Consider the following 25,932-nt stretch of genomic DNA (forward strand, 5'->3'; position numbering starts at 1 on the left):
TATCGCCCGAGACACCGGAGCACTTTGCCCATGACCACACCATACGAAATCCGTCAGGGCACCTCGCCCGTCATCCTCGGCTTCCCCCACACCGGCACGTCAGTGCCGGCTGAGATCGCCGACCGTCTCAACGACAATGGCAGGATTCTCGCCGATACCGACTGGCACATCCACCACCTCTATGACGGGCTGCTCGACGACGTCACGGTCGTGCGCGCCACATTCCACCGCTACGTCATCGATGCCAACCGAGATCCGGCAGGCGTCAGCCTCTATCCCGGCCAGAACACCACCGGCCTCATTCCCGAAACGGATTTTGACGGCAAGGCGATCTGGAAGGATGGACAGGGACCTGACGAGGCCGATATTGCGGCGCGGCTGCGGGATTTTCATGCGCCCTATCATGCAGCCCTTGCCGCCGAGATCGAGCGCGTGAGAGCGATCCATGGCGTCGCGATCCTTTACGATTGCCACTCGATCCGGTCCCACATTCCTTTCCTGTTCGAAGGAAAGCTGCCGGATTTCAATATCGGCACCGATATGGGCAAGACCTGCGACAGCGCCATCGAACAGGCGACGCTCACCGTCGTCGAAGCCGCCGAGGGGTACGACCGCGCGCTCAACGGCCGCTTCAAGGGCGGCTGGACGACACGCCATTATGGAAAGCCGGAAACCGGTGTGCACGCGATCCAGATGGAGCTTGCGCAATCGACGCATCTCCAGACCGAGGCACCGCCCTTTGCCTATGACGCCGCCAAGGCGGACAGGCTTCGCGTGCATCTCAAAGACATTCTGGTGCGCCTCGAACAGATCGCACCAGGCCTGAAACGCTGACGCCCGAAACCTGACGATTGAAACCTGAGAACAGGGGAACCGCCATGACCAATCCACGCCACAATATCCGTGAAATCCGCGCGCCCCGCGGCAACGATCTCAATGCCAAGAGCTGGATGACCGAAGCGCCGCTGCGCATGCTGATGAACAATCTCGATCCCGACGTCGCCGAAAATCCGAACGAACTCGTCGTCTATGGCGGCATCGGCCGCGCCGCCCGCACCTGGGAGGATTTCGACCGCATCGTCGCGACTCTGAAGACGCTGACGGAAGAAGAAACCCTGATCGTGCAATCCGGCAAGCCGGTCGGCGTCTTCCGCACCCACAAGGATGCGCCGCGCGTGCTGATCGCCAACTCCAACCTGGTGCCGCATTGGGCGACCTGGGATCATTTCAACGAGCTGGATAAGAAGGGCCTTGCCATGTACGGCCAGATGACGGCCGGCTCGTGGATCTATATCGGCACGCAGGGCATCGTCCAGGGCACCTACGAGACCTTCGTCGAGGCCGGCCGCCAGCACTACGGCGGCAATCTCAAGGGCAAATGGATCCTGACCGGCGGCCTCGGCGGCATGGGCGGCGCCCAGCCGCTCGCCGCCGTCATGGCCGGCGCCTGCTGCCTCGCCGTCGAATGCAATCCGGATTCGATCGATTTCCGGCTGCGCACCCGCTATGTCGACGCCAAAGCCGAGACGCTCGACGAAGCGCTTGCGATGATCGACCGCTGGACCAAGGCGGGCGAAGCCAAATCCGTCGGCCTGCTCGGCAACGCCGCCGAAATCCTGCCGGAAATGGTCCGCCGCGGCATTCGACCCGACATCGTCACCGACCAGACCTCGGCGCACGACCCGATCAACGGCTACCTGCCGAAGGGCTGGACGATGGCCGAATGGAAGGCCAAGCGCGAAAGCGATCCGAAGGCTGTCGAAAAAGCAGCGCGCGCCTCGATGCGCGAGCATGTCGAAGCGATGATCGCCTTCTGGAACGCCGGTATTCCGACGCTCGACTACGGCAATAACATCCGCCAGGTCGCCAAGGAAGAAGGCTTGGAAAACGCCTTCGCCTTCCCGGGCTTCGTGCCGGCCTATATAAGACCGCTGTTTTGCCGCGGCATCGGTCCCTTCCGCTGGGCAGCCCTGTCAGGCGACCCGGAAGATATCTACAAGACAGATGCCAAGGTAAGGGAGCTGACGCCCGGGAATACCCACCTGCACAACTGGCTCGACATGGCCAGGGAACGCATCGCCTTTCAGGGTCTGCCAGCGCGCATCTGCTGGGTCGGGCTCGGCGACCGTCATCGCCTCGCTTTGGCCTTCAATGAAATGGTCAAGAACGGCGAGCTTTCCGCTCCGATCGTCATCGGCCGCGACCACCTCGATTCCGGCTCCGTCGCCTCGCCGAACCGCGAAACGGAAGCGATGAAGGACGGCTCCGATGCCGTCTCCGACTGGCCGCTTTTGAACGCCCTGCTCAACACCGCGTCGGGCGCCACCTGGGTATCCCTGCATCATGGCGGCGGCGTTGGCATGGGCTTCTCCCAGCACTCCGGCGTCGTCATTTGCGCGGATGGCACGGATGATGCGGCAAAGCGTCTCGAACGCGTGCTCTGGAACGATCCGGCGACCGGAGTCATGCGCCATGCCGATGCCGGCTATGAGATCGCCCTCGACTGCGCCCGGGAAAAGGGCCTGCGCCTGCCCGGCATTCTCGGGAACTGATCCTCGTGAGGATCCTGCGCGCCGGTGATTGTAAACGCATGCCCTGGAAGAACGGCGGCGGCGAAACGGTGGAAATCGCCGTTTCGCCTGAGAATGCCGGTCTTGCCGGTTTCGACTGGCGCGTCAGTATGGCGACCGTCGCAACCGACGGCCCGTTTTCGATTTTTCCCGGCATCGACCGCACGCTGGCGATCCTCGATGGCAACGGCATGGTGCTCGATATCGAAGGCAGCACGCCGGTGCTGCTGACGACGGCAAGCGATCCCCTGGCCTTCCCGGCGGATATCCCCGTCGCGGCCAGGCTCCAGGACGGCGCCATCACCGATCTCAACGTCATGACCCGCCGCGACGGGCTCGCCCACAGGCTGGTCCGGATCGACGTCGATGGCAGCAGCACCCTGCCGCTGCCGCCCTCGACATGCCTGTTCCTCTGCCATGGCGGCGCGCTCTCCTTCCGGCGGGGCGGCGAGACCGGCGCGCTTGCGGCCGGCGATGCGCTGCTGATTGAGGATGCGGCCGCGATCGCGCTTGAGGTCGATGGTGAAGCCAAATGTTATCTCGCATCGATCACCACAGGCTGACTTTCAAATAACGATTTGAAAAGATTGAACAATCTAGAATTTGGCTAAGCATGCGCATCGACTATCCTGATCTCGGGCCATGGACGTCATTCCTGCTTTCGGTCTAAACTTTGCCCTTCTGATGCAGAAGAAGACCTAGACTGCCCGCAACATGCGGGGAGCAAGGGAGCAGGCGTGACGGATCCATACGATATTCTCGGCGTTGAACGCGATGCGGACGAGGCGCAGCTGAAGGCCGCCTACCGGCGTCTGGCGAAAGTTGCCCACCCCGATTCGGGCGGTGATTCGGACGCCTTTGCCAATTTGCAGAAAGCCTATGGGCTGCTTCTCGATCCGGTCCGGCGCAAGGTCTACGACGATACCGGTTACGACGTTGAATTCGCCGATGCCGCCGAGCTGCAGGCGCTCGTGATGATCGAGAAGCTCGTCACCGACGCCGTGCTCGACGAGCGCGCGCCGGGAAGTTTCGATCCCGTCGCTGTCATGCAGGAAAGCCTTTCCGAAGAACTGCGCAAGGCCCGTTTCAGCAAGAGCGAATTGGAGCGCCACGCCTCGCGCATCGGCCTGCATCTGGAACGGCTCGAAAAGCAGTCCGGCCGCGATGTGCTTGCCCACATGTTCCGTGCCCGCATCGAAGCCATCGCCAAAGCGGTCGCGGAAACCGAGGCGAAGATCAAGGCGACCGAACGCGCCGCCGATATGCTTAGCGGTTATGTCTACGACATCGATCCGCCGCCGCTGCCGGATGCCGCGGTCACCAACATCGAATGGGTCGAGACCTCCAGAAACCGCTCCACCGGCTGACGGACGACGCGGCCGATCTTAATAGGACAGTTTCGGATACCAGTCCGGCGCCCGGCCTTCGGGCGTCGCATCGAGCACGGTCCAGAGCGGCATCAGATCAGGTGCGCCGCGCGGATCCTCGCCGGGATCGGCCGTCGCTTCGCCCATCTCCTCGCTCCAGAAATGGCGGATGGTGCCGTCGCGCCGCGTGAAGACGTTGAAGGCGGCGCCATCGCTGCCGTCGCTGCCGATCGCGCGATAGTCGCGGCTGTAATCGTCCGTCATGTCGGAGTAGAGCGGCAGGTGGTGCCAGCCGCGTTCCTTCTTGAAGGCGAGCAGCCTTTCGATCGGCGAGCGGGCGACGATCGCAAGGGCGGCGCGCTGCTGGATGTCAGGTACCTCGCCGTCCCAGGCCGACAGCAGCGAGGTGCACATTGGGCATGGGCGCTCGCGTTGTGGGCCGAACATGTAGCTGTAGACGATCAGCGTATCCTTGTCGGCGAAGAGCTCGGCAAAGGAGATCGGCCCATCGCTGCTTTCGAAGCGGTATTCTTTTGTCACCTCGCCGCCCGGCGGCAGCGCCCGGCGCTGTCTTGCCACGCGCTCGATATGACGGCGCAATTCGATCTCTTCGGCCAGCAGCGCATCGCGGGCGCTGCGATAGGCCTCGCTCTCATTCGGGAAGCGGGCGCCGTTCTTGGCCGCAAGCACGGCGGCGGGTACCAGATGCCGATTATCCATGACGATATCCTCCTTCTGTTGCCGCGCGCCTCAGACGCGCAAAGGACGTGCTGAAGCCACGACCGGGTCGCAGCACATCATTACAAGGACGATCGGCTGATGCGAAAATCGACAGAAGCCGACGGAAAATATTCGCCCCGCGCTTTGGCCGGCCCGGTGCCCGGATCGCCAAAGCCAAGCAGATCAAGATCGCGCGTTCCGAAATGCGGATCATCGAACCAGATCATGATCAGCATTGCGCCCTTCCTAGAGGACGCCGCCCCGAACTCATTTCACCGTCGGCTGCGAAACTCAGTGAACGGTGATCACCGGAATGCCAGCTTCGTCGGCGGCACGGATAAGCGCTGCTCGCGCGTCCTGCGCCGGAATTTCCCCATGAATTGCATGTCGGCACGCACTAATCGCTATAAGGTACTCTTCTCCGTCGTCGATCGGCCAACCAACTGTCAGCATCTCGGCAGCCTGGAAAAGAGTTGCGACAAGCTTGTATTTTTCCGACCCACTCACAACGAACATCAGAGGGGCAAACTCTGCGGATGTGCACCACTTCATGACATTAGGTCTCCCCACAGTAAACATATTAGTAACCGTGCAAGAACCGTTCCGTGATCTTCGCTCGCATGCCGAAGCTCGTTTTGGAGGCCGCATAATGGAAAGGAGAATATTTCTTAAGGGGCGCTTTAGCCGCCTCGGCATCGCCAGCATCAGCATGGGCACCAGTTGGCAGGGAAACGGTCGCCGGCCTCATTGCCCGCCATGCTGAAGCCACCAAAGCCGCCGACATGCTTATACCAGGCGCCCTTCCCGGTCTTCTGCCTCCTCAGCAAACTCAAACTGCTCCGCGGCGGCATCAGCGAGCGCGGTGTGCCTCTGCAACCGGAAACATTTCATCAGCAGAGCGGCAGAAAGAGATCCCGTAGTCGCCTCCGACTCCGGCACGACAGACGCGGGACTTCCCGCTCTGTTGCCCACGCATGAGTCTCTGTTGCCAACCTACCGGAAGATTGCCTTTGACACATCGCGATAAGTAATATATCTATGTGGTTATATAGCCATGTGGTGATATATGAAAAGCAGCCTCGATGCGATTTTCTCCGCACTTTCAGATCCAACAAGGAGAGCAATTCTTGGGCGGCTTGCTCACGGCAAGGCGACCGTGGCCGAACTCGCAGATCCCTTCGAGCTGTCTCAGCCTGCCATTTCAAAGCATCTCAAGGTCCTGGAACAGGCCGGATTGATCCGCTCCGGCCGTGAAGCGACTTCGCGTCCCCGCGAACTTGAGCCGGACGCATTGAAGAAAATCTCTGATTGGATTGGCGATTACAGACGCTTCTGGGATCAGAGCTTTGATCGTCTCGATGGCTATTTGTCCAAGGTACAAGGATACGAAGATGACAAATCCGGAGACTGATACTGACAACGCCCGCGATCTGGTTTTTGTACGAAGGTTCGATGCCCCATGCGATCTCGTTTTCAGAGCATGGACCGACCCCAAAGCGCTAGCGCAATGGAGCGGTCCTCACGGCTTCAAGGCGGTGGGCGACCAGCTTGAAGTGTGGCCCGGCGGTAGACACCGCGCCTGTCTGATAGCGCCAGATGGAGAGGAGCACTGGGTTAGCGGAAAATACCTTGAAGTCAACCCTCCGCACAGGCTTGTCTTCACACATGCCTGGGAGATCGGAACCGGCGAAAAAAGCCCGGAAACAGTCGTCACCATCACGTTAAAGGAAAGCGACGGAGGAACGGAAATGACATTTCGGCAAAGTGGATTTGAAGACGCATCATCACTTAAGGGTCATGAAGGTGGTTGGTCGCAAAGCTTCGAGCGACTGGGCGTTTTTCTGGGGGCTACGTCCGAAAGGCCGGATCATGAGTAAGGCGGCGATGAAGCTTTACTATTGCGAGACGCTCAATCCTCGGAAGGCCTGCGCCGCTGCCCGTTTTCTTAAAGCCGACGTGGAGTTCATAAGGATTGACCTAGCCAGCGGAGAGCAGCGTACCACGGAATTCCTGGCTCTCAACCCGAACGGGAAAGTCCCTGTGCTGCAGGATGATGCCGGAACCTTGTGGGAAGCGAATGCCATCATGTGCCGATTGTCTGACAGAGTTGGCTCGGATTTCTGGCCGCATGACCACAGGCAGATCGACGTCCTCCGGTGGCTGAGCTGGGACGCGAGTCATTTCACCCGGCACGCGGCAGCCTTGTGGTTTGAATACTTGATCAAACCTTTGTTCGGCGGGGAGCCTGACGTCGCCGTGATCGAAGATGCGAAGACGAGCTTCCGACTACATGCTCGCGTGCTCGACGACCATTTGGCCACTAACAGCGTCGCGGTCGGGAAGACGCTGACTGTCGCAGATTTCGCATTGGCCGCTGCACTTCCTTATGCGACTTCTGCTGAGATTCCACTTTCCGAGTTTACGCATATTCAGGCGTGGTACGAACGGCTTGAACAACTAGATGCGTGGAGAAACCCTTTCCCGGCGTAACAAGGTGCGGCCGCTGTTCCGTGGTTATTATTTCCGCCCACGTTTCTACAAGTTTTGCCGGTAATTCGCTCCACAGGGCCTCGCTTCTCCGTCGCTGGAATCCCTTCCGCCATCAAACGACAAGACGAAAGCGGTGATATGCGCAAGGGCTGTAAAGCAAAAAGGGCGCTCGACCCTTGCGGGGAGCGCCCTTATCCTGTCGGACAACGAACAGTTCGACGACGTCGATACCGCGCGCATCCATTTTTCAGGCAGGGCCGGTATATGGACCTTTTGCGCCCCGGTTTCAAGGGCTATTCGGCAGGACATTGACAAGGTCCGTCAGATGGCAACTCCACTGACGGGATTGACCACCGGTCGTTCGCTCTTGTCCCCGACCCCGGCCGGCTGCACCGCCGGCGGCGCCATCGATTCTGCGTCGGCGGGCTCCGGCTTGTCGGGAACGGCGCCGACATCTTTGGGGCGCCGCTGCTCGGGCTTTACGTTTTGATCATTCGTCGACATTGTCAGTCTCCTTTCAGTGAAGAAGTCACGGCCGTCGACATGGTTCCGACGATGGCATGGAGGATTACCGATGCTTGACAGGTTTCTGCTGCAGGGGCCTCAGGATGCGCGCTTCACGATCCTTCTGGCCCATGGCGCAGGCGCGCCGATGGATTCGGCGTCGATGACAGCAGCGGCAAATGCGCTTGCCGGCGTTGGCTTCCGTGTGGCCCGCTTCGAATTCGCCTATATGGCCGCCCGCCGCACCTCGGAAGGCCGCAAGCCGCCGCCGCGCGCCGAAACGCTCAATCCCGAATATGAGGCGGCCATTGCCACGCTCGGTGCCAGCGGCCCGCTTATCATCGGCGGCAAGTCGATGGGCGGCCGGGTTGCCAGCATGATCGCCGACGATCTTTATCACAGGGGGAAGATCGCCGGCCTGCTCTGCCTCGGCTATCCCTTCCATCCGCCTGGCCAGCCGGAGAAGCTGCGCACCGCCCACCTTACCGGGCTGACGACGCCCGCCTTGATCTGCCAGGGAACGCGCGACGAATTCGGCACACGAGACGAGGTGCCGGGCTATGATCTCTCCGACAGGATCGAGATCCTCTGGCTCGAGGATGGCGACCACGACCTCAAGCCGCGCAAGACGATCTCCGGCTTCTCCAGCGCCGATCACCTCGCCACGATGGCCAAGGCGGCAAAGGCCTGGGCCGAACGATTGCCGGTTTGAGGCTCACCTTGCGATTGCCGATATCAGGCGGCAAGCTTCCTGATATCGATGCGCCGGTCAGTGGCGGAAACGGTGATTTCGAAATGGTCGGCCTGCACGACGTCCCGGATGTTGCGCGGTCTATGCGCGACGATGACCACCCCGCCCCTCAGCCGGACACTGTCATAGAGGATGCCGGCGCCACCGCTCGAGCGGACCTCTTCCCCCAGCACCTGCGACGCCGCATAGCTGGCGCCGTCATAGACATCGGGCCGCAGCAACTCTTCGCCGCGAATGTCGAGGTAATCGCCAATCAGGGTGGCCGCATAGCTTCGATAGGAGCGCGCCATCATCGCCACCCCGCGTGCGACAGCCTCGCGCCGAAGATGGTGGCCGACCTCGGCAGCGGCTGTCCTGAGATCATCGGCGGCATACCAGGCGCCGAGATCAGAGCCGTTGAACCGCATTCCTCCCGGCGCAACATGCAGGAAAGCCGCCATCACGATGCTGGCGTTTGGCGTGCCATAAACCCATTCAGCCTGGGGAAGCCGTTGGATGCGATCGGCGACGAGACGGTCGTTGGTCCAGCCGACGAGTTCCATCACCGCTTCAAGGTCGGACACCCGCGTCACCGTCTCGAAAAGCCCGATCGGTGGAAATTGCGACGGGATCAGCCGGTGTGACGGACGCGGCGCCTCTGCAAAACGATCCCTCACCGGAAGACGATGTCCGCATCTTCGTAAGGCGTGAAGGCTTCGTCGAGCCTGTTCGGCTGCATGTAGAGACCACCGCGCGCGCCGTCGAGAAACCGGCGGACGGTCATCAGCCCGTCCTGGGTTCCGCTGGTCACGATATCAAGTGGCGGATGTCCGCCAAAAACCGGCGCCTGATGCGGCGTGCGCAGCCAGGCGACGCCGGCGCGTTCATCGGAAAAAAGCACGCCGAGTGCCTGATGGATGCCGAGCACGGCCGAGATCCGGGTCAGCGTATCGACGTCAAGCGTGAAAGCGCCGTGCTCGCGCGCCTGTTTGGCCCAATTGTGGTAGGTCGACCGGGAGGGATAACCGAGCACGAGCAGACGCTGTTCTTCCGTCAGTCCCCAGAGATCGGCGATCGCCAGGAAGGTGCGCAATGCCGGTGCGCTCAGCCTCTTGCGGTTTGCCGGTGCAAAGCGCTCCATGTCCAGCCGCTGTGGCCCCTGGCCCTCCCGGTGCTCGGTGCGTCGCGCATGCTGCATAACAGCCTCCTGTCTTGAATTAGACATAGTCCAAATCTGGGGTTTCGGCAACAGATTTCAAGAATTGCTCCAATGGAGCCGTCACCATAGCCCAGGCAGCAGCCGGTCGCGGACCTTGCGGCGGTATTCGGCGTAACCCGGCAGGTCTCTTGTCAGATGTTTCTCCTCGTCCAGCAGCCGCGCGACAAGTCCGGCAAAGGCAGGAGGGATGGCCAGCAGGCCCCAATAGGAACCGAGCGACAGCGGTATGCCGACGAAGAGCACCAGCGCCGCCGCATACATCGGATGGCGCACGACGCTGTAGAGCCCGCTTGAAATGACCCGCTGATCCCGGCGGATCTCGACCGTTGCCGAAGCGAAGCTGTTTTGCCGCAGCACGAGGAAGCAGCCGTAAAAGCCGGCCGCCATCAGAACATTGCCGAAAATCACGATCGGCGCCGGAACGGCCGACCAGCCGAACCGGTAATCGAGCGCCGAACCGATGAAGAGCGCGATCAGCACGATGCCGTTGAAAAGCTGAATGCGCTTCTGGGCCGGTTCCCGCTCCGCAGCCGGCCCGACATGCAGCCGCTGTTCCAGCAAGGCGCGGTCATATTTCAGGAAATAGGCCGTCGTCGCGACAATCCAGCCGCCAAAATTGAAAAGGAACAGCCAGCCCTGCCAATAGGACAGCGAGCCCGCCGCGATGAAGATCATCGCCGCAAGCACTCGACGAATTTCACCGTCGCTTCCGTCGCCCGCCTGCCGAGACTCCTCTTCTGATCCTCCATCGGTCCGTCCTCCATTACCTCAGGAAACCTCGCCTGCCGCCTCCCGGATCGTATGCATCAGGATCGATTGCGGCAGCGACGGCACGGCATCGGCGCGCATCGTCAATCCGACCGGCCCCTTGGTCTCGCCGGTATCGATCGGCAGAAGCGCCAGCCGCCCGTCGGCGACATCGTCGGCCACGACGCCGTGGGAAATGATCCAGATCGCGTCGTTTGCCCGGAGGAAAGCGCGGCCGAAGGAATCCGATACCGTCTCGATCTGGTTGGGCAGGCTGGCGACGCCATTGGCGATGAGAAAATTTTCGACCACCGGCCGGATGATCGAACCCCGCGTCGGCATCAGCACCGTGTAGTTGCCGAAACCTGAAAACAGCGATTGCCGGCCGTCGAGCAGCGGATGGCCGGGGCGCACGGCAAACACTACCTGTTCGGAATAAAGATGCTCGAAGGAAAAGCCGGCCATCTTCTCGGCGCCTGCCAGACGCCCGACGACGACATCGAGATCGCCGACACGAAGCTGCTCCAAGAGCACCGCATTCTCGCCGGTGACGATCTTCACCCGACTCCAGGTATTCTCCTTGAGGAAGAGCTCCATCGCCCGCGGCATGATTCGCGATGAAACCGTCGGCAGCGCGCCGATCCGGATCGGCGGCGCTTCGGAAAACTGCTCCTGCGAGACGGAATCGAGACCCTGGCGCAGCGCCGTCAGCGCCGCACCAGCGTGCCGCAGGAAGACCTCGCCGTAACGGGTGATCTTGATGCCGCGGCCGTCGCGCTCGAAGACATCGACACCCAGCACCTGTTCCAGTTCGCGGATCGTCTTGGTGACCGCCGGCTGGCTGACATGCAGCAATTCGGCGGCCTTCATGACGCTCTTCTGCCGCGCCACCTCGACAAAGGTCTGCAGATGGCGAAACTTGACGCGGCTGTCGATCATCGCTCACATAACTCCGAAGTTATCGAAAAGCCTAAAAATATCATTTTACTTAACCGGATCAAACATTCAATTTCGCCTTCAGGAGGAGAATGACGTGCAATTCGCCCGCATAAACGACGTGACGATCCATTATCAGGTCATCGGTGCACCAGCCGACAGGCCGGTGATCGTCTTTACCAATTCGCTCGGGACGGATTTCCGCATCTGGCGCGACGTCGTGGTGCGGCTTGCCGGCGAATTCCCCATCGTGCTTTACGACAAGCGCGGCCACGGCCTGTCCGATGTCGGCCAGCTCCCCTCATCGATTGCGGATCATGCGACGGATCTCGCCGGCCTGCTCGATCTCTTGTCGGTCAAGAAGGCCGTCATCTGCGGCCTCTCCGTCGGCGGCCTCATCGCCCAGTCGCTCTATCAGCGCCGGCCGGACCTGGTCAGTGCCCTGATCCTGTGCGACACCGCCCATAAGATCGGCACAGCAGAGAGCTGGAACGCCCGCATTGCCGCCGTCGAGAAAAACGGCATCGGCAGCATCGTCGACGCCATCATGGAGCGCTGGTTCATGCCGGCCTTCCGCCGGCCCGAAAACACCGCCTATTCAGGCTATTGCAACATGCTGACGCGTCAGCCGGTCGAAGGTTATGTCGCTGCCTGCGCCGCGATCCGCGACGCCGATTTTACCGAAACTGCAAAGACGATCACTGTCCCGACAATCTGCGTCGTCGGCGACCAGGATGGCTCGACGCCGCCCGATCTGGTGCTCTCGACCGCCAAGCTTATCCCCGACGCGCGTTATGAGGTCATCCCCAATTGCGCGCACATTCCCTGCGTCGAGCAGCCGGAAGCGCTAACGGCGGTCATCCGCGCCTTCCTCACATCCATTACGCCTGGAGAAAACAGCCCATGAACGAAACCGCGTCCTCCTCCGAGCGCTATCGCCAAGGCATGGCGACCCGCCGCACCGTGCTCGGCGACGCCCATGTCGACCGAGCCGCCGCCGCATCGACGGAGTTCGACCGTCCCTTCCAGGAATTGATCACCGAAGCCGCCTGGGGCCATGTCTGGTCGCGCCCGGCGCTGACGAAGCGCGAACGCTCGATCGTCACCATCGCTCTGCTCGCGGCGCTCGGCCAGGACGACGAGGTCGCCATGCATGTGCGCGCCACCGTCAATACGGGTGCCTCCCGTGAGGATATCTGCGAGGCGCTGCTGCATGTGGCGATCTATGCCGGCGTTCCCGCCGCCAATCACGCGATCAAGATCGCAAAGCAGACCTTCGCACAGATGGACGCCGACAAGGCGGCCTGAGGGGGAAAAATGTCCGAACGAGCAAATCGCAAACCCGAGACCGGCGCCTTCTTCGGCCGCGACCGTGCCTGGCATGCGCCGGCGCTGACCCCCGGCTACAAGACCTCCCTGCTGCGCGCGCCGCAGCGTGCGCTGCTGTCGCTCGACGGCACGGTTTCCGAAACCACCGGGCCGGTCTTCGGCCATTCGATGATCGGCGAACTCGACAACGACCTGATCCTGAATTATGCGCGCCCCGGCGAAAGCGCTATCGGCGAACGCATCATCGTCCATGGCCGGGTGCTCGACGAGCGTGCCAAGCCGGTTGCCGGCGCCCTGGTCGAGTTCTGGCAGGCCAATGCCGGCGGCCGCTATCGCCACAAGAAGGAAACCTATCTTGCGGCGATCGACCCGAATTTCGGCGGCTGCGGCCGCGCCATCACCGACGAGGAAGGCCGTTACTCTTTTCGCACCGTCCGCCCCGGCGCCTATCCCTGGCCGAACGGCGTCAATGATTGGCGGCCGGCCCATATCCATTTCTCGATCTTCGGCCACGGCTTTGCCCAGCGCCTGATCACCCAGATGTATTTCGAGGGCGATCCGATGATCTGGAAATGTCCGATCGTCGGCACGATCCCCGACAAGGCGGCGATCGAGCAGCTGATCGCGCCGCTCGACTGGGGCAACACGATCCCGATGGATTCACGCGCCTATAAATTCGATATCGTGCTGCGCGGCCGCCGCTCGACGATGTTCGAAAACAGGCTGGAGGGCAACTGACCATGCAGCAGCTCGGCTATCTTAAGGAAACCCCGTCGCAGACGGCAGGCCCCTATGTCCATATCGGCCTGACGCCGAATTTCTGCGACATAAAGGGCGTCTACGACACCGATCTCGGCATCGAGATGGTCAATGACAAGACGCTCGGCGAACGCATCACCGTCACCGGCCGAATCTTCGATGGCGCCGGCGCATTGGTGCGCGATGCCGTTATCGAGATCTGGCAGGCCGACAGCGCCGGCCTCTACAACAGCCCTTCGGAAATGCGCGGAACCGCCGATCCGAATTTCACCGGCTGGGGCCGCTGCCCGACCCGCGCCGAGGATGGCGTCTACAGCTTCGAGACCGTCAAGCCCGGCCGTGTCCCCTTCAAGGACGGCCGTAGACAAGCCCCGCACATCACCTTCTGGATCGTCGCCCGCGGCATCAATATCGGCCTGCATACGCGTATGTATTTCCCGGAAGAGACGGAGGCCAACGCCGCCGACCCGCTGCTGTCCCGCATCGAACATCGCGAGCGCGTCGCAACGATGGTCGCCACCCGCGACGGCGCAACCTGCCATTTCGACATCCATCTGCAGGGTCCCAAGGAAACGGTATTTCTCGATATCTGAGGGTCGGCATGCCGGTGGCTTGTTCGGACAGCCCTGTGCAAGTAGCCTCCCCCTCACCGGACCCTCTCCCCGAGGGGAGAGGGACGTGCCCACGCGAGATTACCTGCCCATAAAGCGCGGACGCCACCGCAGTCCCGTCCCCCCAAGAGGGAGAAGGTGGCGGCAGCCGGATGAGGGGCCAGCAAAGCGAGACAATCATGACCGCATCGCCCTTCGACCACCCCTTCCTTTCCGGCCTGCTCGGCGACGGTGAAATCGCCTCCTATTTTTCCGCCGAGGCCGATATCCGCGCCATGCTCTCCTTCGAGGCCGCGCTCGCCAGGGCCGAAGCCGGCCATGGCCTCATCCCCGCCGAAGCAGCAAGGCGCATCACCGAAATCTGCGCCGCCTTCTCGCCCGATCTGGCCAGCCTTCGATCGGCAACGGCAAGGGACGGTGTCGTCATCCCCGAACTCATCAAGCAGCTGCGCACCGCTGTCGGCGAGGAGGCAGCCAAGAGTCTCCATCTCGGCGCCACCAGCCAGGATGTCATCGATACCAGCCTGATGGTCCGCCTCAAGGCCGTCGTCTTCCTGTTTGCCGGCCGGCTTTCCGCCATCCTCAAGGGGCTCGATGCGCTCGACGGCCAGTTCGGCCAAAACAGGCTGATGGGCCATACCCGCATGCAGGCGGCGATCCCCATCACCGTCACCGATCGCCTCGAAGCCTGGCGCACGCCGCTTGCGACCTATCGCGACCGCCTGACCGAGCAGAGTTTTCCCGTCCAGTTCGGCGGTGCGGCCGGCACGCTTGATAAGCTCGGGTCGCAGGCCGCAGCCGTTCGCACCTCGCTCGCCCAGGAGCTCGGCCTTACCGACGCAACGCAATGGCAGAGCGGGCGTCTGCCGATCGCCGATATCGCCGGCCTGTTCGCGTCGATATCGGGCAGCCTCGGTAAGATAGGCCAGGATATCGCGCTGCTCGCCCAGGCCGGCGGCGAAATCGAAATTGCCGGCGGCGGCACCTCGTCGGCGATGGCGCACAAGCAGAACCCGATTTCCGCCGAAGTCCTGATCTCGCTCGCCCGCTTCAATGCCACTGTTCTCTCGGGCATCCACCAGTCCCTCGTCCACGAGCAGGAACGCTCAGGCGCTGCCTGGACGCTCGAATGGCTGCTGCTGCCGCAAATGACCATGGCAACCGCCGCCTCGTTGCGTCTCGCCGCGGACCTCATGGGAAATATCAACAGGCTTGGAACTGCCTGACGCCGCGCTGGCGTGCCACGATCTTGACAAAGGCATGCAGTGGATCTGGGCCTGAGGAGGCAGCAATTGTTTTTTCAATCGCGCGCAACCATCTAATAGGCATGACTTGCGGAAAACGCCCCGCCCCAGCAGCCCGTTTACCGAAAACCAACCAAACCGGCTTGCTTTCCGAAGCGAAAGCCGATTGCTTAGGAAAATCTACTTCTTCTTCCGCTAGCGGTTAGGAGAATGAAAGGGGGCGCAGGCAAACCCGTGGAATTCTACTGCTTCGCATCGGGATAAACAATGACTACGATGGCGACGCGGGAAGGCCGGTTTGAAGAACGATGACGACAGAACTGTTTCAGGTAAAATTTTGGGGCGTCCGTGGCAGTATTCCAGTGTCGGGCCCCGAGTTCGATCGCTACGGCGGTAACACTTCCTGCATCGAAATTCGCTGCGGAAAACATCGGATGATCTTCGACGCGGGCTCCGGCCTGCGCGAGGCGGGGCTTTCGTTGCTCGCCGACGGCGTCAGCGACGTGGACCTGTTCTTCAGCCACTGCCACTATGACCACATCATCGGCCTGCCCTTCTTCAAGGCGATCTATTACCCCTCGATCAACGTCAACATCTGGTCCGGCCACCTCGACGGCAAGATGAGCACGCGGGAAATGGTCGATCAGTTCATCAGCCCGCCCTGGTTTCCCGTCAAGACCGACATCTGTCAGGCGACGATGAACTTCCGCGACTTCCATCCCGGTCAGGTTCTGACCCCCCACGAAGGCATCGCGATCAAGACCTTCATGCTGAACCATCCGGGCGGCGCCATCGGCTACCGCGTCGAATGGCAGGGCCGTTCGATCGCTCTCGTCTATGACATCGAACATATTCCGGGCGCTTATGATCCGGTCTCACTGGAGATGATGCAGGACGCCGATCTCGTCGTCTACGACTGCACCTACAATGAAGACGAGATGCAGCGTTTCAAGGGCTTCGGCCATTCGACCTGGCAGCACGGCACCGAGCTTGCGAAGATGGCGGGCGCCAAGCGCTTCGCGCTCTTCCACCACGCCCCCTCGCGCACCGACGAACAGCTGGCTGAGATGGAAGCGCAGGCGCAGGCCGCCTTCCCCGAATCCTTTGCCGCCCGCGACAATCAGACCGTGGTGATCTAGCAACCCGCGAAACCTCAGCTTGCTGACGGAACAGATGTTGGATCAGGCCGTTTCCCGGCAGGTAAACCATTACGCGGGGACCAGCTATGACCGTGTTTTCCGGAAAGTGCCTTTGCGGGCAGGTGCAGATCTCTGTTCGCGGCGAACCTTTGCGCGTCGGGATCTGTCATTGCACCGACTGCAGGAAAGAAAGCGGTTCGGCCTTTACCTTTTACGGGATCTGGCCAGCCGGCCAATTCGAATATTCTGGGGAAACCGCCGAGTTCCGAGGTCGCCATTTCTGCACCGGCTGTGGTTCGCGGCTGTTTTCCGCCGATGACGAAGAGGCGGAAATCAAGCTCGGTATCCTGTCCGATGCCCCGACGCCGCTTGTGCCGTGCTACGAACTCTGGATCAAGCGCCGCGAGCCCTGGCTGCGGCCGGTGGAAGGCGCCGAGCAGCATGAAGGGGATCGAAAGTGAGCGGCAGCGTCGGAAGCTTCCCGATGTCCGCTCTCGTCCGGCATCGCACGATCACGGTCGCAGGCATCGAGACTTTTTACCGCGAGGCCGGTCGGCCGGATGCTCCGGTCTTGCTGCTGCCGCACGGTTACCCCTGCTCGTCCTATGAATTTCGCAATCTCATGCCGCGCCTTGCCGACCGCTGGCGCCTGATCGCACCGGATTTCCCTGGCGCGGGCTATAGCGGCACGCCTGACGATTTCGACTACAGCTTCGATGGTTATGCCGCCTGGCTGCAGGCCTTTATCGACGCCGTCAATATCGACCGCTTCGTCCTCTACCTGCACGATTTCGGGTCGCCTATCGGCGCGCGGCTGGCAATCAAAGAGCCTCGGCGCATCGTGGCGCTCATCATCCAGAATGGCGACATCCCCTATGAGGATGCCCTCGGACCCAAGTATGCCGATATCGAGGCGACGTGGACGCTTCCAATTTCGGAAATGAGGAAGGCGCTGGCGGAAGCGGTCAGCGAGGAGACCTTCAGGGATGAATTCCTCAACGATCTGTCGCCGGCTCTGGCCGGTACCATCCCGCCCGATCTCTGGAAACTGCATTGGTCGCTGACCACGCCGCGGCGCAAGGAAATCGCCATCGACCTGATCGCCGGATTGAAGGAGAACCGGGCCTGGTTTCCGGAACACCGGAAATACCTGCGGGAATACCAGCCTGCGACCTTGATCGTCTGGGGTCCCAACGACCACTACATGCCGGAAAAATCGGCGCGAGCCTATCTGCGCGATCTGCCGGATGCCGAACTGCATCTGCTTGGCGGCGGCCACTGGCTGCTCGAGACGCATCTCGATGACGTCGTCGCACTCATGCGAGACTTCCTCGGGCGCGTTCACGCCGCCTGATCTTGTTTTTACGCATGTCGTTATCGCAAAACCGCGGCACACTATTGCGCGACATGCTCAAGCAGCTCCGACGCCGATGACCAGCGGACGGCCGGATGCCGGCCCGTCACTGCAAACAAGGCCGACAGGAAGTCCCATGCGGCCGCATCGTGCACCAGATGGTGAGTGAGCACGCCGACAGGTTCCTTGCTGCCGGCAAACCGATCGCGGAGCTCCGCTACCAGTTCGGCCACCAATTCCGCCTCGCCCCGTCCGCCGCGCGTGCCGTGCCAGTCGATGATATCGACATGGGTGTTGAGCAGCGGCACCGGGCCATCCTGCCTTGCCCGCCCATAAACCGAAAGGGCGGTAAATCCGAGGCCCGGCAGCGCCGGGATAAGACTAGCGTCGATCCGGTTCCAAGGCGGCACCAGCATCGGCAGGAAGCGGGCCGGATGCAACAGCTGCAACAGCCGGAAACCTTCACGCAACTCGCCGAGCACGACATCCGCCGGGCGTTCGCCGCCGAGTTCCTGCTTCTTTTTTTCCGGCCCCGCATGGTTCGTATGAGACCAGCCATGCACCGCAACCGTGATGGCTGTTTCCTCCCCTAGGCGCGCGGCCAAGGCCCCGCCGGTCAGGGCGGGAATAACCGCGAGCGTCAGCGGAACGTTGCTTTCGCCCGCGAGCGCCGTCAGCGTCTCCAGTGCCGGCGTCGGTTCGACGGCATCGTCATCCCGCAGCCAGAACCGCGCCACGCGGCCGGCCGCCTGCCAGCGGTCAAGCTCGCGCCGCACAGGCTCCCAGGCCATTTTGTCGGTCATGCCGTCGCTCCCATTCCCAGATTGTCCTGCAAAATTCCGTTCAACACTCGCGCCGCGTTGGGAAGCGAGCGCTCCCCAGGCACGAAGCGCCGTGCCGCCTGCCCCATGGCGTCGCGCCTTTGCCTGTCGTCAAGCAGGGCGGCCACGGCGCCAGCATAGGCCACGACATCGCCATCCGCTGTCAGCAGGCCGGTCACGCCAGCCTCGACCACCGCCGGCACGCCCGCCGTTTCTTGCGCGACGATAGGCAGGCCGGCGGCCTGGGCTTCCAGATAGGCAAGGCCATAGGCCTCGCCGCAGCCGGGCCAGACATAGAGGCCGCCGTGTCCGAGCAACTCGGCGATCTCGACGGCATTCCGCTCGCCCAGCCATTCGACGCGGCCGGGAAGATCGGCAAACAGCGCCTGCACCTCGTGGCGCATCGGACCATCGCCGATGACGGCAAGCGTCCAGGGCCGGTCTTCGATCAGCCGCAATGCTTTTGCGAGCATCGCATAACTGTCCATCTTGTCGCCGGCCCGCATCATCGCGACCGTCATCAGCCGGCGCCGATCGGGCTCCGGCGAAATCGTTTCAAACAGCGTCGTATCGATGAAGGGTTTCAGACGGGCAAGGCGCGCCTGCGGAAAAGCGGCCGCAAGTCCTGCCTGGTCACGCTCGGTGAAGCTGATATTGACCGCCGCCTGCATGATCGCCGCGCCCACGCACGTCTGCGACGCGGCCCAGCCGCTCGCGTTGCGTTTTGCCGCATAGGTGGCTTCGGCAGTGACATAGGGAATGACGAATTCGGCAGAGAGGACAGGCCCGAAGGGATCGGGCGATTTGTAATAGGGGTGGTAACAGAACCAGAGATCCGGCCGCGGCGCGGATTTCCATGCCAACCGCAGCCGCTCCAGTTCGGTGTGGACGGCGGGTTCGAGCTCCGCTGCGGCTTCCGGTGTCGAGGCATAGGCGCGGAATTCGGAAGCGACCTCGACCTCGTGTCCGGCAAGTTCCAGCGTCCGGATCAACAGCCGTGCCATCAGCCGGTCGCCTGACGGCACCGGATGGTTCGGCGATTTCATCGGCGCGTAGAAAGCCACCCGCATTGACACCTCACATAAGACAGACAGTTTACAACCGGCACTCGTGCTATCACGAAAAATTCCGCTATTGTCCCCTTCATTAAAACTTGCGCATAAGCATATGGAATGTGATCGCGATCGAAGCAATTCCGCCTCTTTCTCAATCTCTATGGGCCTGCGGTTACATCGACAAGAACGGGAATGAATGACGACGGTCTCGGCCACAGGGATTTTTTCGGAGCGTGCGATCAGAAGGGCGAGGCTCGGTTCCGGCCTCGTCATTTTCATCTTCGTCCTGCTGCATTTGTCAAACCATGCGATCGGCCTGATTTCGGTCTCCGCCGCCGATAAAGCCGCCCATCTTTTCCTGATGATCTGGCGCAATCCTCTGGGGACGACCATCTTCTATTCGGCGGTCCTCATCCATATCGCGCTGGTGCTGCGCGCCATCTATGTCAGACGCAGCCTCGTGATGCCGAAGGGGGAAATGGCGCAGATCGTGCTCGGCTTGATGATCCCGCTGCTGCTCCTCGATCATGTCATCGGCACGCGTATCGCCCACGAGTTCTACGGCTACATTGATGACTATGAGGCGGTCGTCAGCATGCTCTGGATCAGGAATCCGGCGAACGGATTGCGGCAGGGCTTCGCTGTCGTCGCCGTCTGGATCCATGGCTGCATCGGCATCCATTTCTGGCTGCGCTATCGGCCCTGGTATCCGGATTTTGCGCCCCTCCTGTTGGCGCTTGCGATCCTCGTGCCGGTGCTTTCGTTGCTCGGCTTCGTCGAAATGGGCCGAACGCTCGCCGATCCCTCCTACCAGCAGGCAATGACGATCAGCGCTTACAAGGAGGGCGTCAATACCCGTTACATCTCAAACCCGGAAGTTCACCGTCAGGTCGCCATGATCCGTGCCGGGCTCTACGGCGCCTTCTCGGCCTCGCTGCTGATCGTCGTCATCGCCCGCGCCCGGCGCAAATTGAAGGAGCGGCTTGACCAGGTCGCCGTGAACTATCCGGGCGGCGAGGTGATTCGCGTACCTCGCGGCTTCTCGGTGCTGGAAGCAAGCCGGCTCGGCGGCCTGCCGCATTATGCCGTCTGCGGCGGCAAGGGGCAGTGCTCCACCTGCCGGGTGCAGATCCTTGGCGATTACGACAGCCTGCCGGCCCCCGACAAGATGGAACAGACGACATTGAGGCGCATCAATGCCGGCCCGGATGTCCGGCTCGCCTGCCAGCTTCGTCCGAACCACAACGTCGCGGTTGCGCCGCTTCTCGTGCCGGCGACCGAGGCCGCTCTTCCCGCAAACAGTCAGGAGACGAGCCCCGGCCGCGAGCGCGAGATCGCCGTGCTGTTCGTCGATATCCGCCATTTCACCACGCTGACGGAAACCCGCCTGCCCTTCGACGTCGTCTTCCTGCTGAACCGCTATTTCGCCATCATCGGCAAGGCGGTGGAGCAGGCGGGCGGACGGCTGGACAAGTTCATCGGCGACGGCGCCATGGCGCTCTTCGGCCTCAACACCGCGCCGGAGGAAGCCTGCCGCCAGGCGCTCCACGCAGCAGCAGCGATCGTCGCCGAGATCGAGAAGCTCGCCGCAGAGCTCGCCGACGAACTGGCGCTGCCGCTGCGCATCGCCATCGGCATTCACACCGGCCCGGCCGTCGTCGGCACGATGGGATATGGGCGGGTGCGCAGCATGACGGCGATCGGCGATACCGTGAATGTGGCGAGCCGGCTCGAGACCGCCGCCAAGGAATTCGAAGCGGCAATCGTCATCTCCGAGCCGGTGGCGAACCTTTCGGGTGCTGATCTCGCCGGCATCGAAAGCCGTGAAATCAGCGTGCGCGGCCGGGCCTTGCCCTTGAAAGTCTACGTCATTCCGAGAGAGAAAGCGGCAGAACCGCTCGAAGGAAAAGACTGATGCCCGGCAAGCCCTGGCTGACCGCCAAATATTGGAGCCGTCGCCTGCGCAAGGCGCGCAATGCCGCCGCTTCGCGCTTCTTCGACACCCGCTTCGGCCGTCGCCTGCTGATCGAGAATATCGGCCCGCGCGTGGTCTCGATGACGGTCGACGCCGGCGACCATCGGATGACCTTCTCGCCCGCCGACTATATCGGCCGCAAGGTCTTCCGGAAGGGCCATTTCGAGCGCGAGGCCGTCGACCGGCTCATCGTCATCCTGCGCGAGCGCGGCCTGCTCAGAAAGGATGCGACGCTGCTGGAGATCGGCGGCAACATCGGCACCCAGACCGTCTATTTCGCGTTGAGCGGCACTTACGCCCGGATCGTCAGCATCGAGCCCGACCCGCGCAATTTCCCGCTGCTTGCCCTCAACATTCGCCAGAACCGGCTGGAGGAGAAGGTCCGGCTCGTCAATTGCGCCGCCGGCGAGAGCGAAGGCGAGATCGACTTTTTTCTCAACCTCAACAATCACGGCAAGAGCAGCGCCATCCGCCAGAGCCCGACGGACAAGAAGATCAGCGTGCCGGTAAAGCCGGTTTCCGAGATCCTTGCCGGCCTTTCGATCGACCCGGCCGCGATCGGCCTCGTCTGGATGGATATCGAGGGTTACGAGCCGGTCGCCTGCCGGTCGATGCAACCGCTGCTTGCCCGCCGCATTCCGCTCTACATGGAGTTCACGCCGCTCTTCTACGGCCCGGAAGGAACGAAAGCCTTCGTATCAATGCTGTCGGGATTCTACGAGGATTGCCTCGTCCTCTTCGAGGACCGTGAGGAGGAGATGAAGGTGCGTGATCTGCCGGGCGAGTTCGATCAGTACAATGTGCTGTTCCTGCCCTAAAGTGGGTCGCAATCTTTCAGAGTCTCTAACCGCGCTTTAGAACGCCGATTTTGCGCATGATATGATCGCGAAACCGCTGCACACTTTTGCGCGACCTACCTAGATCTTCGTCCTCTTGCGCCCCGCCGGGGCATGGCGGAATATGACCATCGGGCGAAGGAACGGGTGGGGAATGGAGGCGGATCGGATACGAGGCCTTGATGGCATCAGGGCTTTTGCCATTCTTGGAGTGTTCTATACGCATTTCGTCGACGAAAATTCCTTGCTCGGCGATCTGGCGGTGCGAACGTTCTTCATTTTGAGTGCCTTCCTGATTACCGGCAAACTGGTCGCGTTGCGCGACGCCGAGGGGTTCACATTTGCGGCGCTGCGATCATTCTACGCGCGAAGGGCGCTCAGGCTCCTGCCGACCTATTACGCCATGGTCCTGGCCCTTGCCGCGATCGGACTCGTCACGATCCGGGATGGGCTTTTTTATCATCTCGCCTTTTTGTCAAACGTCTGGTTCGCGATGGCCATGAATTGGAACCCGTGGGTGCTTGCCCATACCTGGACCCTGTCCGTCGAATGGCAGTTTTATCTCATTTGGCCCCTAGTTGTCCTCAACTGCGCAAACAGATCGGTGGCGCTGGCAGCCGCAGGTGCCATCGCCATTGCGCTGGCATTCTGGCTCGGGTGCTATGTCGCCGGCTATTACCCCGACAACGTGGTCTTATGGTCTCCCTTCTCGCTTGATGCATTCGGCATGGGGGCGTTGACCTTCTTTTATTCGGGCGTGCTGGCACGCACGCTCCGAACTCGCCTCATTGCGGCACTCCTGCCGGCGGCGCTGTGGAGTGCCCTGCAACTCGTTGAGACAGATGGCCGTCCACCGTTCCTAGTGGTCGTCGATTTTCTTCTACAAATTCTTCCGCTGCTGCCAATGGCAATCCTGATTGCCATAACGGCCTCAGGGACAAGCCCGATTCTCAATCGCATTCTTGGAGCCCGGCCCTTGGCCTATCTCGGCCGCATTAGTTACGGATGTTATCTTTACCACTTTCCGATGCTTTGGCTGATGATGCATATTATGTGGCAAGTGTTCGATTATCCGCTGAAGCGGGGGATCATCGAACTGGTCGTCGTTGCGATCCCGACAATCGCCTTTTCTGCGCTAAGCTGGAAATTCATGGAACGGCCGATCCAGAAATGGGGGGCCGATCGCCAGAAGGCCGCGCAGGCCAAGATCACCGCATGAGCCAATGGATCGATCCCCATCAAACCGGCCGACGGAGCTCGCCCTCACCGCCGATCAACAGTGGTCAAATGACACGAGACGCAGGTCTTTGTCGACACGCAGTCAAGAAGGGAAGGCCCTCGATGATCTGCTTTAGGTCGCGGTCTTTGATCGGGCCCTCCGGTGTCGGCGCCGTCAACCCACAAGCGGCCTGTCCGACCGGGTCAGGGAATCCGAATCCTTCGGGTAGATCGGCGTCTAACGCGTTGAGATGTTCACTTCGGGAATTGCGAGGTGGACGTGAAGGACCCTGACCGTTGCCTTATGCGACCGACTGCGTGACAAGCGATTGATGGCAGTGCACGCCGGCGAGCACGCCTGAGGCGGAGGCGAGGGTGGCATTGTGCATGGCGCTTGCCGCATCGCCGGCGGCAAAGACACCCTTGACGGTGGTTTCCTTGTTATCGGCGATCCGGATGATGGGTCCGAACGGGCCGTCGTCGAAGGCGCAGCCGAGCTGTTCGGCAATCGGGCTCGCCATCGTCGTTTTCGGCGCGACGAACACCGCGTCCAGCGGCACGACGCGGCCATCGGCGAGGCGAACCGCCTCAAGCTTCGGATTGTCGCCCAACAATTCCACGATGGGGCTGCGTTCGATCCGGACACCCCGGGCAGTCAGCCGCACCAGTTGCTCTTCGTCGGGCTCAAACAGCGCCTGGGTGAAAAAGGTCGTTACTCCCCAGTCGGGAATCATCATGGCCGAATGGGCCGAATGCGGATGGTTTGCGAGAACGCCGAGCTTGCCGCCGCTGACCTCATAACCGTGGCAATAGGGGCAGTGCAGCGCGGAGCGGCCCCACCGATCCCGCAGTCCGGGGATCTCGGGCAGCGTGTCGCTGACGCCGGTTGCGAGCACGATGCGCGCGGCTCGTTCTTCGCCGCCGTCTTCGGTGCCGACGGTGAACGCGTCACCATCCCTCTGTGCCTGGACGACTTTCCCATCGCGGATGGTGATGGTCGCATAGAGTGAAAGCTGCCGTTTTCCCTCCCGCATGATCGCTGCCGGCGTCTGGCCGTCCTGTCCGAGGAAACCATGCGATGCTTCAGAAAACCGGTTACGCGGCGCGCCGGCGTCGACGAGCAGCACGCGCCGCCGTGCCCTGGCAAGCTGCATGGCTGCCGACAGGCCGGCAAAATTTCCGCCGATGATGATGACTTCGTAGGACATGGAACTCTCCTTGGGCTCAACCGATCATGAATCATCATAAGTTACATGAAGAGGCACGGTCAAGCATCACGTCACTTGTCTTGTTACGATTGACTTGCGATAATGCCCCGTCCGATCGACAGGAAGAAAACCATGCGCAATGACAGCCGCCTTTCACGCATGCTGCACGTGCTGATCCACATGGATAGGCACCAGCACTCGGCGACCTCCGAAATGATTGCCAAAATGCTGAACACCAATCCTGTGGTCGTGCGCCGCACTATGGCCGGCCTTCGCGAACAGGGCTACGTCCGCTCCGAAAAGGGCCATGGCGGCGGCTGGACGCTGGTGCGTCCCTTATCGGAAATCACCCTGCTCGACGTCTACCGCGCCATCGGCGAGCCGCATCTTTTCGCCATCGGCCCAGCCGACGATCAGCCGCAATGCCTGGTGGAACAGGCCGTGAATATCGCCCTCGGCGACGCGATGAAGGAAGCCCAGTCCCTGCTCCTGCAGCGGCTGGGCAGCGTGACGCTGGACGAAATCGCTGCCGACTTCGAGGAAAAACTCACTGCCCGCTCTGCCGCATCCTATTCCTGCGCTTCATGAGCGGAGATCATGTCCTGCGATAGAGAAAATACCGCCCTTCCTTAATCCCCTCCGGCAGCGGCAGCGCCACCAGCTCGGGATGCTCCAGCGGCAGGCCGCTGACGGCGATGCCGTTTTGGGCGAGCACGCCGGCCATCAGTTGCGGCAGCCAGGTCAGCGTCACGGCGTCGATCTCGTCATGGCCGGTTCCGATATCGGCATGGGCAAGGGCTGCGCCGATGCCGACAAAGGCCTGGCCGGATTCGCGGATGTTGCCGGTCACCATGTCTTCGGCCTCCGGTGTCGAGGCCGAATAGGAGCGCACCTCCCAGTCGAAGGCGACTATGCGCCGGCCGGGAAAGTTTTCGCGCAGGTGATCATAGGTGCGGCCGTTGCCGAGGCCGAACTCCAGCACCGGGCCTTCGATTTCCCCGACCAGATCGACGATCGAGTTCAGAATGTCGCGTTGAGCCGTCAACCGGCGAATGAAGCTGTCGAGGCGGCTCATCTAATCCGTATCCGTCATGAAAATC

The 25,932-nt window shown here is 61.8% G+C and carries 32 protein-coding genes; 20 read left to right on the forward strand and 12 right to left on the reverse strand.

Annotated elements, in window-relative coordinates; translation table 11 throughout:
* The first annotated feature begins 30 nt into the window (after positions 1-30).
* The 4 genes from hutG to FHT69_RS13095 all read left to right on the forward strand — a co-directional run bounded on the left by hutG (position 31) and on the right by FHT69_RS13095 (position 3,937).
* Positions 31-834 (forward strand): N-formylglutamate deformylase, encoded by an 804-nt coding sequence (gene hutG, locus FHT69_RS13080; protein WP_183905455.1) that lies wholly within the window; start codon positions 31-33, stop codon positions 832-834.
* 44 nt (positions 835-878) lie between these two features.
* Positions 879-2,552 carry a urocanate hydratase gene (hutU, locus tag FHT69_RS13085; protein ID WP_047612722.1) on the forward strand — a complete coding sequence of 558 codons (1,674 nt, stop codon included), beginning with the start codon at positions 879-881 and terminating at the stop codon, positions 2,550-2,552.
* Between the two features lie 5 nt (positions 2,553-2,557).
* The gene (locus FHT69_RS13090; RefSeq protein ID WP_028757208.1) at positions 2,558-3,133 is read left to right on the forward strand and encodes a HutD family protein; all 576 of its coding nucleotides are present in this window, start codon (positions 2,558-2,560) and stop codon (positions 3,131-3,133) included.
* 174 nt (positions 3,134-3,307) lie between these two features.
* On the forward strand, positions 3,308-3,937 hold the full coding sequence (locus tag FHT69_RS13095) for a J domain-containing protein (RefSeq protein WP_028756049.1): 630 nt from the start codon (positions 3,308-3,310) through the stop codon (positions 3,935-3,937).
* A gap of 18 nt (positions 3,938-3,955) precedes the next feature.
* On the opposite strand, the gene FHT69_RS13100 is transcribed toward FHT69_RS13095, so the two are convergent.
* From FHT69_RS13100 to FHT69_RS13110, 3 genes are all read right to left on the reverse strand, one after another.
* Positions 3,956-4,657: a DUF899 family protein gene (locus tag FHT69_RS13100; RefSeq protein WP_183905456.1), complete on the reverse strand. Its 702-nt coding sequence runs from the start codon at positions 4,655-4,657 to the stop codon at positions 3,956-3,958.
* 80 nt (positions 4,658-4,737) lie between these two features.
* The gene (locus tag FHT69_RS13105; protein ID WP_174824428.1) at positions 4,738-4,893 is read right to left on the reverse strand and encodes a hypothetical protein; all 156 of its coding nucleotides are present in this window, start codon (positions 4,891-4,893) and stop codon (positions 4,738-4,740) included.
* A 55-nt stretch (positions 4,894-4,948) separates the two neighbouring features.
* The gene (locus FHT69_RS13110) at positions 4,949-5,209 is read right to left on the reverse strand and encodes a DUF982 domain-containing protein (protein WP_028757206.1); all 261 of its coding nucleotides are present in this window, start codon (positions 5,207-5,209) and stop codon (positions 4,949-4,951) included.
* Positions 5,210-5,723: 514 nt separating this feature from the next.
* Between FHT69_RS13110 and FHT69_RS13115 the strand changes: the two genes are divergently transcribed.
* Genes FHT69_RS13115 through FHT69_RS13125 form a run of 3 tightly spaced genes read left to right on the forward strand, consistent with a single transcriptional unit; the run spans position 5,724 to position 7,147 of the window.
* A complete protein-coding gene (locus FHT69_RS13115) occupies positions 5,724-6,068 on the forward strand; it encodes an ArsR/SmtB family transcription factor (protein ID WP_028756051.1) in 345 nt (114 codons plus the stop codon).
* The gene (locus FHT69_RS13120) at positions 6,049-6,534 is read left to right on the forward strand and encodes an SRPBCC domain-containing protein (RefSeq protein ID WP_080759865.1); all 486 of its coding nucleotides are present in this window, start codon (positions 6,049-6,051) and stop codon (positions 6,532-6,534) included. Before FHT69_RS13115 ends, FHT69_RS13120 begins: the two co-directional genes overlap by 20 nt.
* Positions 6,527-7,147 carry a glutathione S-transferase family protein gene (locus FHT69_RS13125; protein WP_028757559.1) on the forward strand — a complete coding sequence of 207 codons (621 nt, stop codon included), beginning with the start codon at positions 6,527-6,529 and terminating at the stop codon, positions 7,145-7,147. The genes FHT69_RS13120 and FHT69_RS13125 overlap by 8 nt, the downstream gene beginning before the upstream one ends.
* A gap of 321 nt (positions 7,148-7,468) precedes the next feature.
* On the opposite strand, the gene FHT69_RS13130 is transcribed toward FHT69_RS13125, so the two are convergent.
* Positions 7,469-7,651, reverse strand: coding sequence for a hypothetical protein (locus FHT69_RS13130; RefSeq protein ID WP_028756053.1), 183 nt, complete (start codon positions 7,649-7,651; stop codon positions 7,469-7,471).
* A 70-nt stretch (positions 7,652-7,721) separates the two neighbouring features.
* On the opposite strand from FHT69_RS13130, the gene FHT69_RS13135 reads away from it, so the two are divergent.
* A complete protein-coding gene (locus FHT69_RS13135) occupies positions 7,722-8,363 on the forward strand; it encodes an alpha/beta family hydrolase (RefSeq protein WP_028756054.1) in 642 nt (213 codons plus the stop codon).
* A gap of 23 nt (positions 8,364-8,386) precedes the next feature.
* On the opposite strand, the gene FHT69_RS13140 is transcribed toward FHT69_RS13135, so the two are convergent.
* From FHT69_RS13140 to pcaQ, 4 genes are all read right to left on the reverse strand, one after another.
* Positions 8,387-9,058, reverse strand: a complete 672-nt coding sequence (locus FHT69_RS13140; protein WP_028756055.1) for an RES family NAD+ phosphorylase — start codon at positions 9,056-9,058, stop codon at positions 8,387-8,389.
* Complete coding sequence (locus tag FHT69_RS13145) at positions 9,055-9,579, reverse strand: MbcA/ParS/Xre antitoxin family protein (protein WP_063475968.1); 525 nt, start codon at positions 9,577-9,579, stop codon at positions 9,055-9,057. Before FHT69_RS13145 ends, FHT69_RS13140 begins: the two co-directional genes overlap by 4 nt.
* Before the next feature lie 81 nt (positions 9,580-9,660).
* Positions 9,661-10,275: a methyltransferase family protein gene (locus FHT69_RS13150; RefSeq protein ID WP_097543548.1), complete on the reverse strand. Its 615-nt coding sequence runs from the start codon at positions 10,273-10,275 to the stop codon at positions 9,661-9,663.
* Between the two features lie 93 nt (positions 10,276-10,368).
* Positions 10,369-11,286, reverse strand: a complete 918-nt coding sequence (pcaQ, locus tag FHT69_RS13155; protein WP_028756380.1) for a pca operon transcription factor PcaQ — start codon at positions 11,284-11,286, stop codon at positions 10,369-10,371.
* 94 nt (positions 11,287-11,380) lie between these two features.
* On the opposite strand from pcaQ, the gene pcaD reads away from it, so the two are divergent.
* The 8 genes from pcaD (at position 11,381) to FHT69_RS13195 (ending at position 17,719) form a co-directional block, all read left to right on the forward strand.
* The gene (pcaD, locus tag FHT69_RS13160) at positions 11,381-12,190 is read left to right on the forward strand and encodes a 3-oxoadipate enol-lactonase (protein WP_183905457.1); all 810 of its coding nucleotides are present in this window, start codon (positions 11,381-11,383) and stop codon (positions 12,188-12,190) included.
* Positions 12,187-12,591 carry a 4-carboxymuconolactone decarboxylase gene (gene pcaC, locus FHT69_RS13165; RefSeq protein ID WP_028757479.1) on the forward strand — a complete coding sequence of 135 codons (405 nt, stop codon included), beginning with the start codon at positions 12,187-12,189 and terminating at the stop codon, positions 12,589-12,591. Before pcaD ends, pcaC begins: the two co-directional genes overlap by 4 nt.
* 9 nt (positions 12,592-12,600) lie before the next feature.
* Positions 12,601-13,350: a protocatechuate 3,4-dioxygenase subunit beta gene (pcaH, locus tag FHT69_RS13170; protein ID WP_028757480.1), complete on the forward strand. Its 750-nt coding sequence runs from the start codon at positions 12,601-12,603 to the stop codon at positions 13,348-13,350.
* 2 nt (positions 13,351-13,352) lie between these two features.
* On the forward strand, positions 13,353-13,964 hold the full coding sequence (pcaG, locus tag FHT69_RS13175; RefSeq protein ID WP_028756260.1) for a protocatechuate 3,4-dioxygenase subunit alpha: 612 nt from the start codon (positions 13,353-13,355) through the stop codon (positions 13,962-13,964).
* A gap of 197 nt (positions 13,965-14,161) precedes the next feature.
* The gene (locus FHT69_RS13180) at positions 14,162-15,208 is read left to right on the forward strand and encodes a 3-carboxy-cis,cis-muconate cycloisomerase (protein ID WP_183905458.1); all 1,047 of its coding nucleotides are present in this window, start codon (positions 14,162-14,164) and stop codon (positions 15,206-15,208) included.
* Between the two features lie 326 nt (positions 15,209-15,534).
* Positions 15,535-16,365 (forward strand): MBL fold metallo-hydrolase, encoded by an 831-nt coding sequence (locus FHT69_RS13185; RefSeq protein WP_028756262.1) that lies wholly within the window; start codon positions 15,535-15,537, stop codon positions 16,363-16,365.
* Positions 16,366-16,451: 86 nt separating this feature from the next.
* Positions 16,452-16,826 carry a GFA family protein gene (locus FHT69_RS13190; protein ID WP_028756263.1) on the forward strand — a complete coding sequence of 125 codons (375 nt, stop codon included), beginning with the start codon at positions 16,452-16,454 and terminating at the stop codon, positions 16,824-16,826.
* Positions 16,827-16,849: 23 nt separating this feature from the next.
* A complete protein-coding gene (locus tag FHT69_RS13195; RefSeq protein ID WP_028756264.1) occupies positions 16,850-17,719 on the forward strand; it encodes an alpha/beta fold hydrolase in 870 nt (289 codons plus the stop codon).
* 41 nt (positions 17,720-17,760) lie between these two features.
* Here FHT69_RS13195 and FHT69_RS13200 read toward each other — a convergent pair whose 3' ends face one another.
* A complete protein-coding gene (locus FHT69_RS13200) occupies positions 17,761-18,522 on the reverse strand; it encodes a polysaccharide deacetylase family protein (protein WP_028756265.1) in 762 nt (253 codons plus the stop codon).
* Entirely contained in the window at positions 18,519-19,610 is a 1,092-nt protein-coding gene (locus FHT69_RS13205) for a glycosyltransferase family 4 protein (RefSeq protein WP_028756266.1), read from the reverse strand. The genes FHT69_RS13200 and FHT69_RS13205 overlap by 4 nt, the downstream gene beginning before the upstream one ends.
* Before the next feature lie 181 nt (positions 19,611-19,791).
* Between FHT69_RS13205 and FHT69_RS13210 the strand changes: the two genes are divergently transcribed.
* The 3 genes from FHT69_RS13210 (at position 19,792) to FHT69_RS13220 (ending at position 23,625) form a co-directional block, all read left to right on the forward strand.
* Complete coding sequence (locus tag FHT69_RS13210; RefSeq protein ID WP_097543508.1) at positions 19,792-21,510, forward strand: adenylate/guanylate cyclase domain-containing protein; 1,719 nt, start codon at positions 19,792-19,794, stop codon at positions 21,508-21,510.
* Positions 21,510-22,388: an FkbM family methyltransferase gene (locus FHT69_RS13215; protein WP_028755875.1), complete on the forward strand. Its 879-nt coding sequence runs from the start codon at positions 21,510-21,512 to the stop codon at positions 22,386-22,388. Before FHT69_RS13210 ends, FHT69_RS13215 begins: the two co-directional genes overlap by 1 nt.
* A 172-nt stretch (positions 22,389-22,560) precedes the next feature.
* The gene (locus FHT69_RS13220; RefSeq protein ID WP_028755874.1) at positions 22,561-23,625 is read left to right on the forward strand and encodes an acyltransferase family protein; all 1,065 of its coding nucleotides are present in this window, start codon (positions 22,561-22,563) and stop codon (positions 23,623-23,625) included.
* Between the two features lie 301 nt (positions 23,626-23,926).
* Here FHT69_RS13220 and FHT69_RS13225 read toward each other — a convergent pair whose 3' ends face one another.
* The gene (locus tag FHT69_RS13225; protein ID WP_028755873.1) at positions 23,927-24,832 is read right to left on the reverse strand and encodes an NAD(P)/FAD-dependent oxidoreductase; all 906 of its coding nucleotides are present in this window, start codon (positions 24,830-24,832) and stop codon (positions 23,927-23,929) included.
* A gap of 132 nt (positions 24,833-24,964) precedes the next feature.
* Here FHT69_RS13225 and FHT69_RS13230 point away from each other — a divergent pair, with 132 nt between their 5' ends.
* Complete coding sequence (locus tag FHT69_RS13230) at positions 24,965-25,420, forward strand: Rrf2 family transcriptional regulator (protein ID WP_028755872.1); 456 nt, start codon at positions 24,965-24,967, stop codon at positions 25,418-25,420.
* Positions 25,421-25,427: 7 nt separating this feature from the next.
* On the opposite strand, the gene FHT69_RS13235 is transcribed toward FHT69_RS13230, so the two are convergent.
* The gene (locus FHT69_RS13235) at positions 25,428-25,907 is read right to left on the reverse strand and encodes a class I SAM-dependent methyltransferase (protein ID WP_028755871.1); all 480 of its coding nucleotides are present in this window, start codon (positions 25,905-25,907) and stop codon (positions 25,428-25,430) included.
* Positions 25,908-25,932 lie beyond the last annotated feature (25 nt).

It is taken from the genome of Rhizobium sp. BK008 (assembly GCF_014197345.1).
In the GTDB taxonomy this organism is placed as follows: Bacteria; Pseudomonadota; Alphaproteobacteria; order Rhizobiales; family Rhizobiaceae; genus Rhizobium; species Rhizobium anhuiense.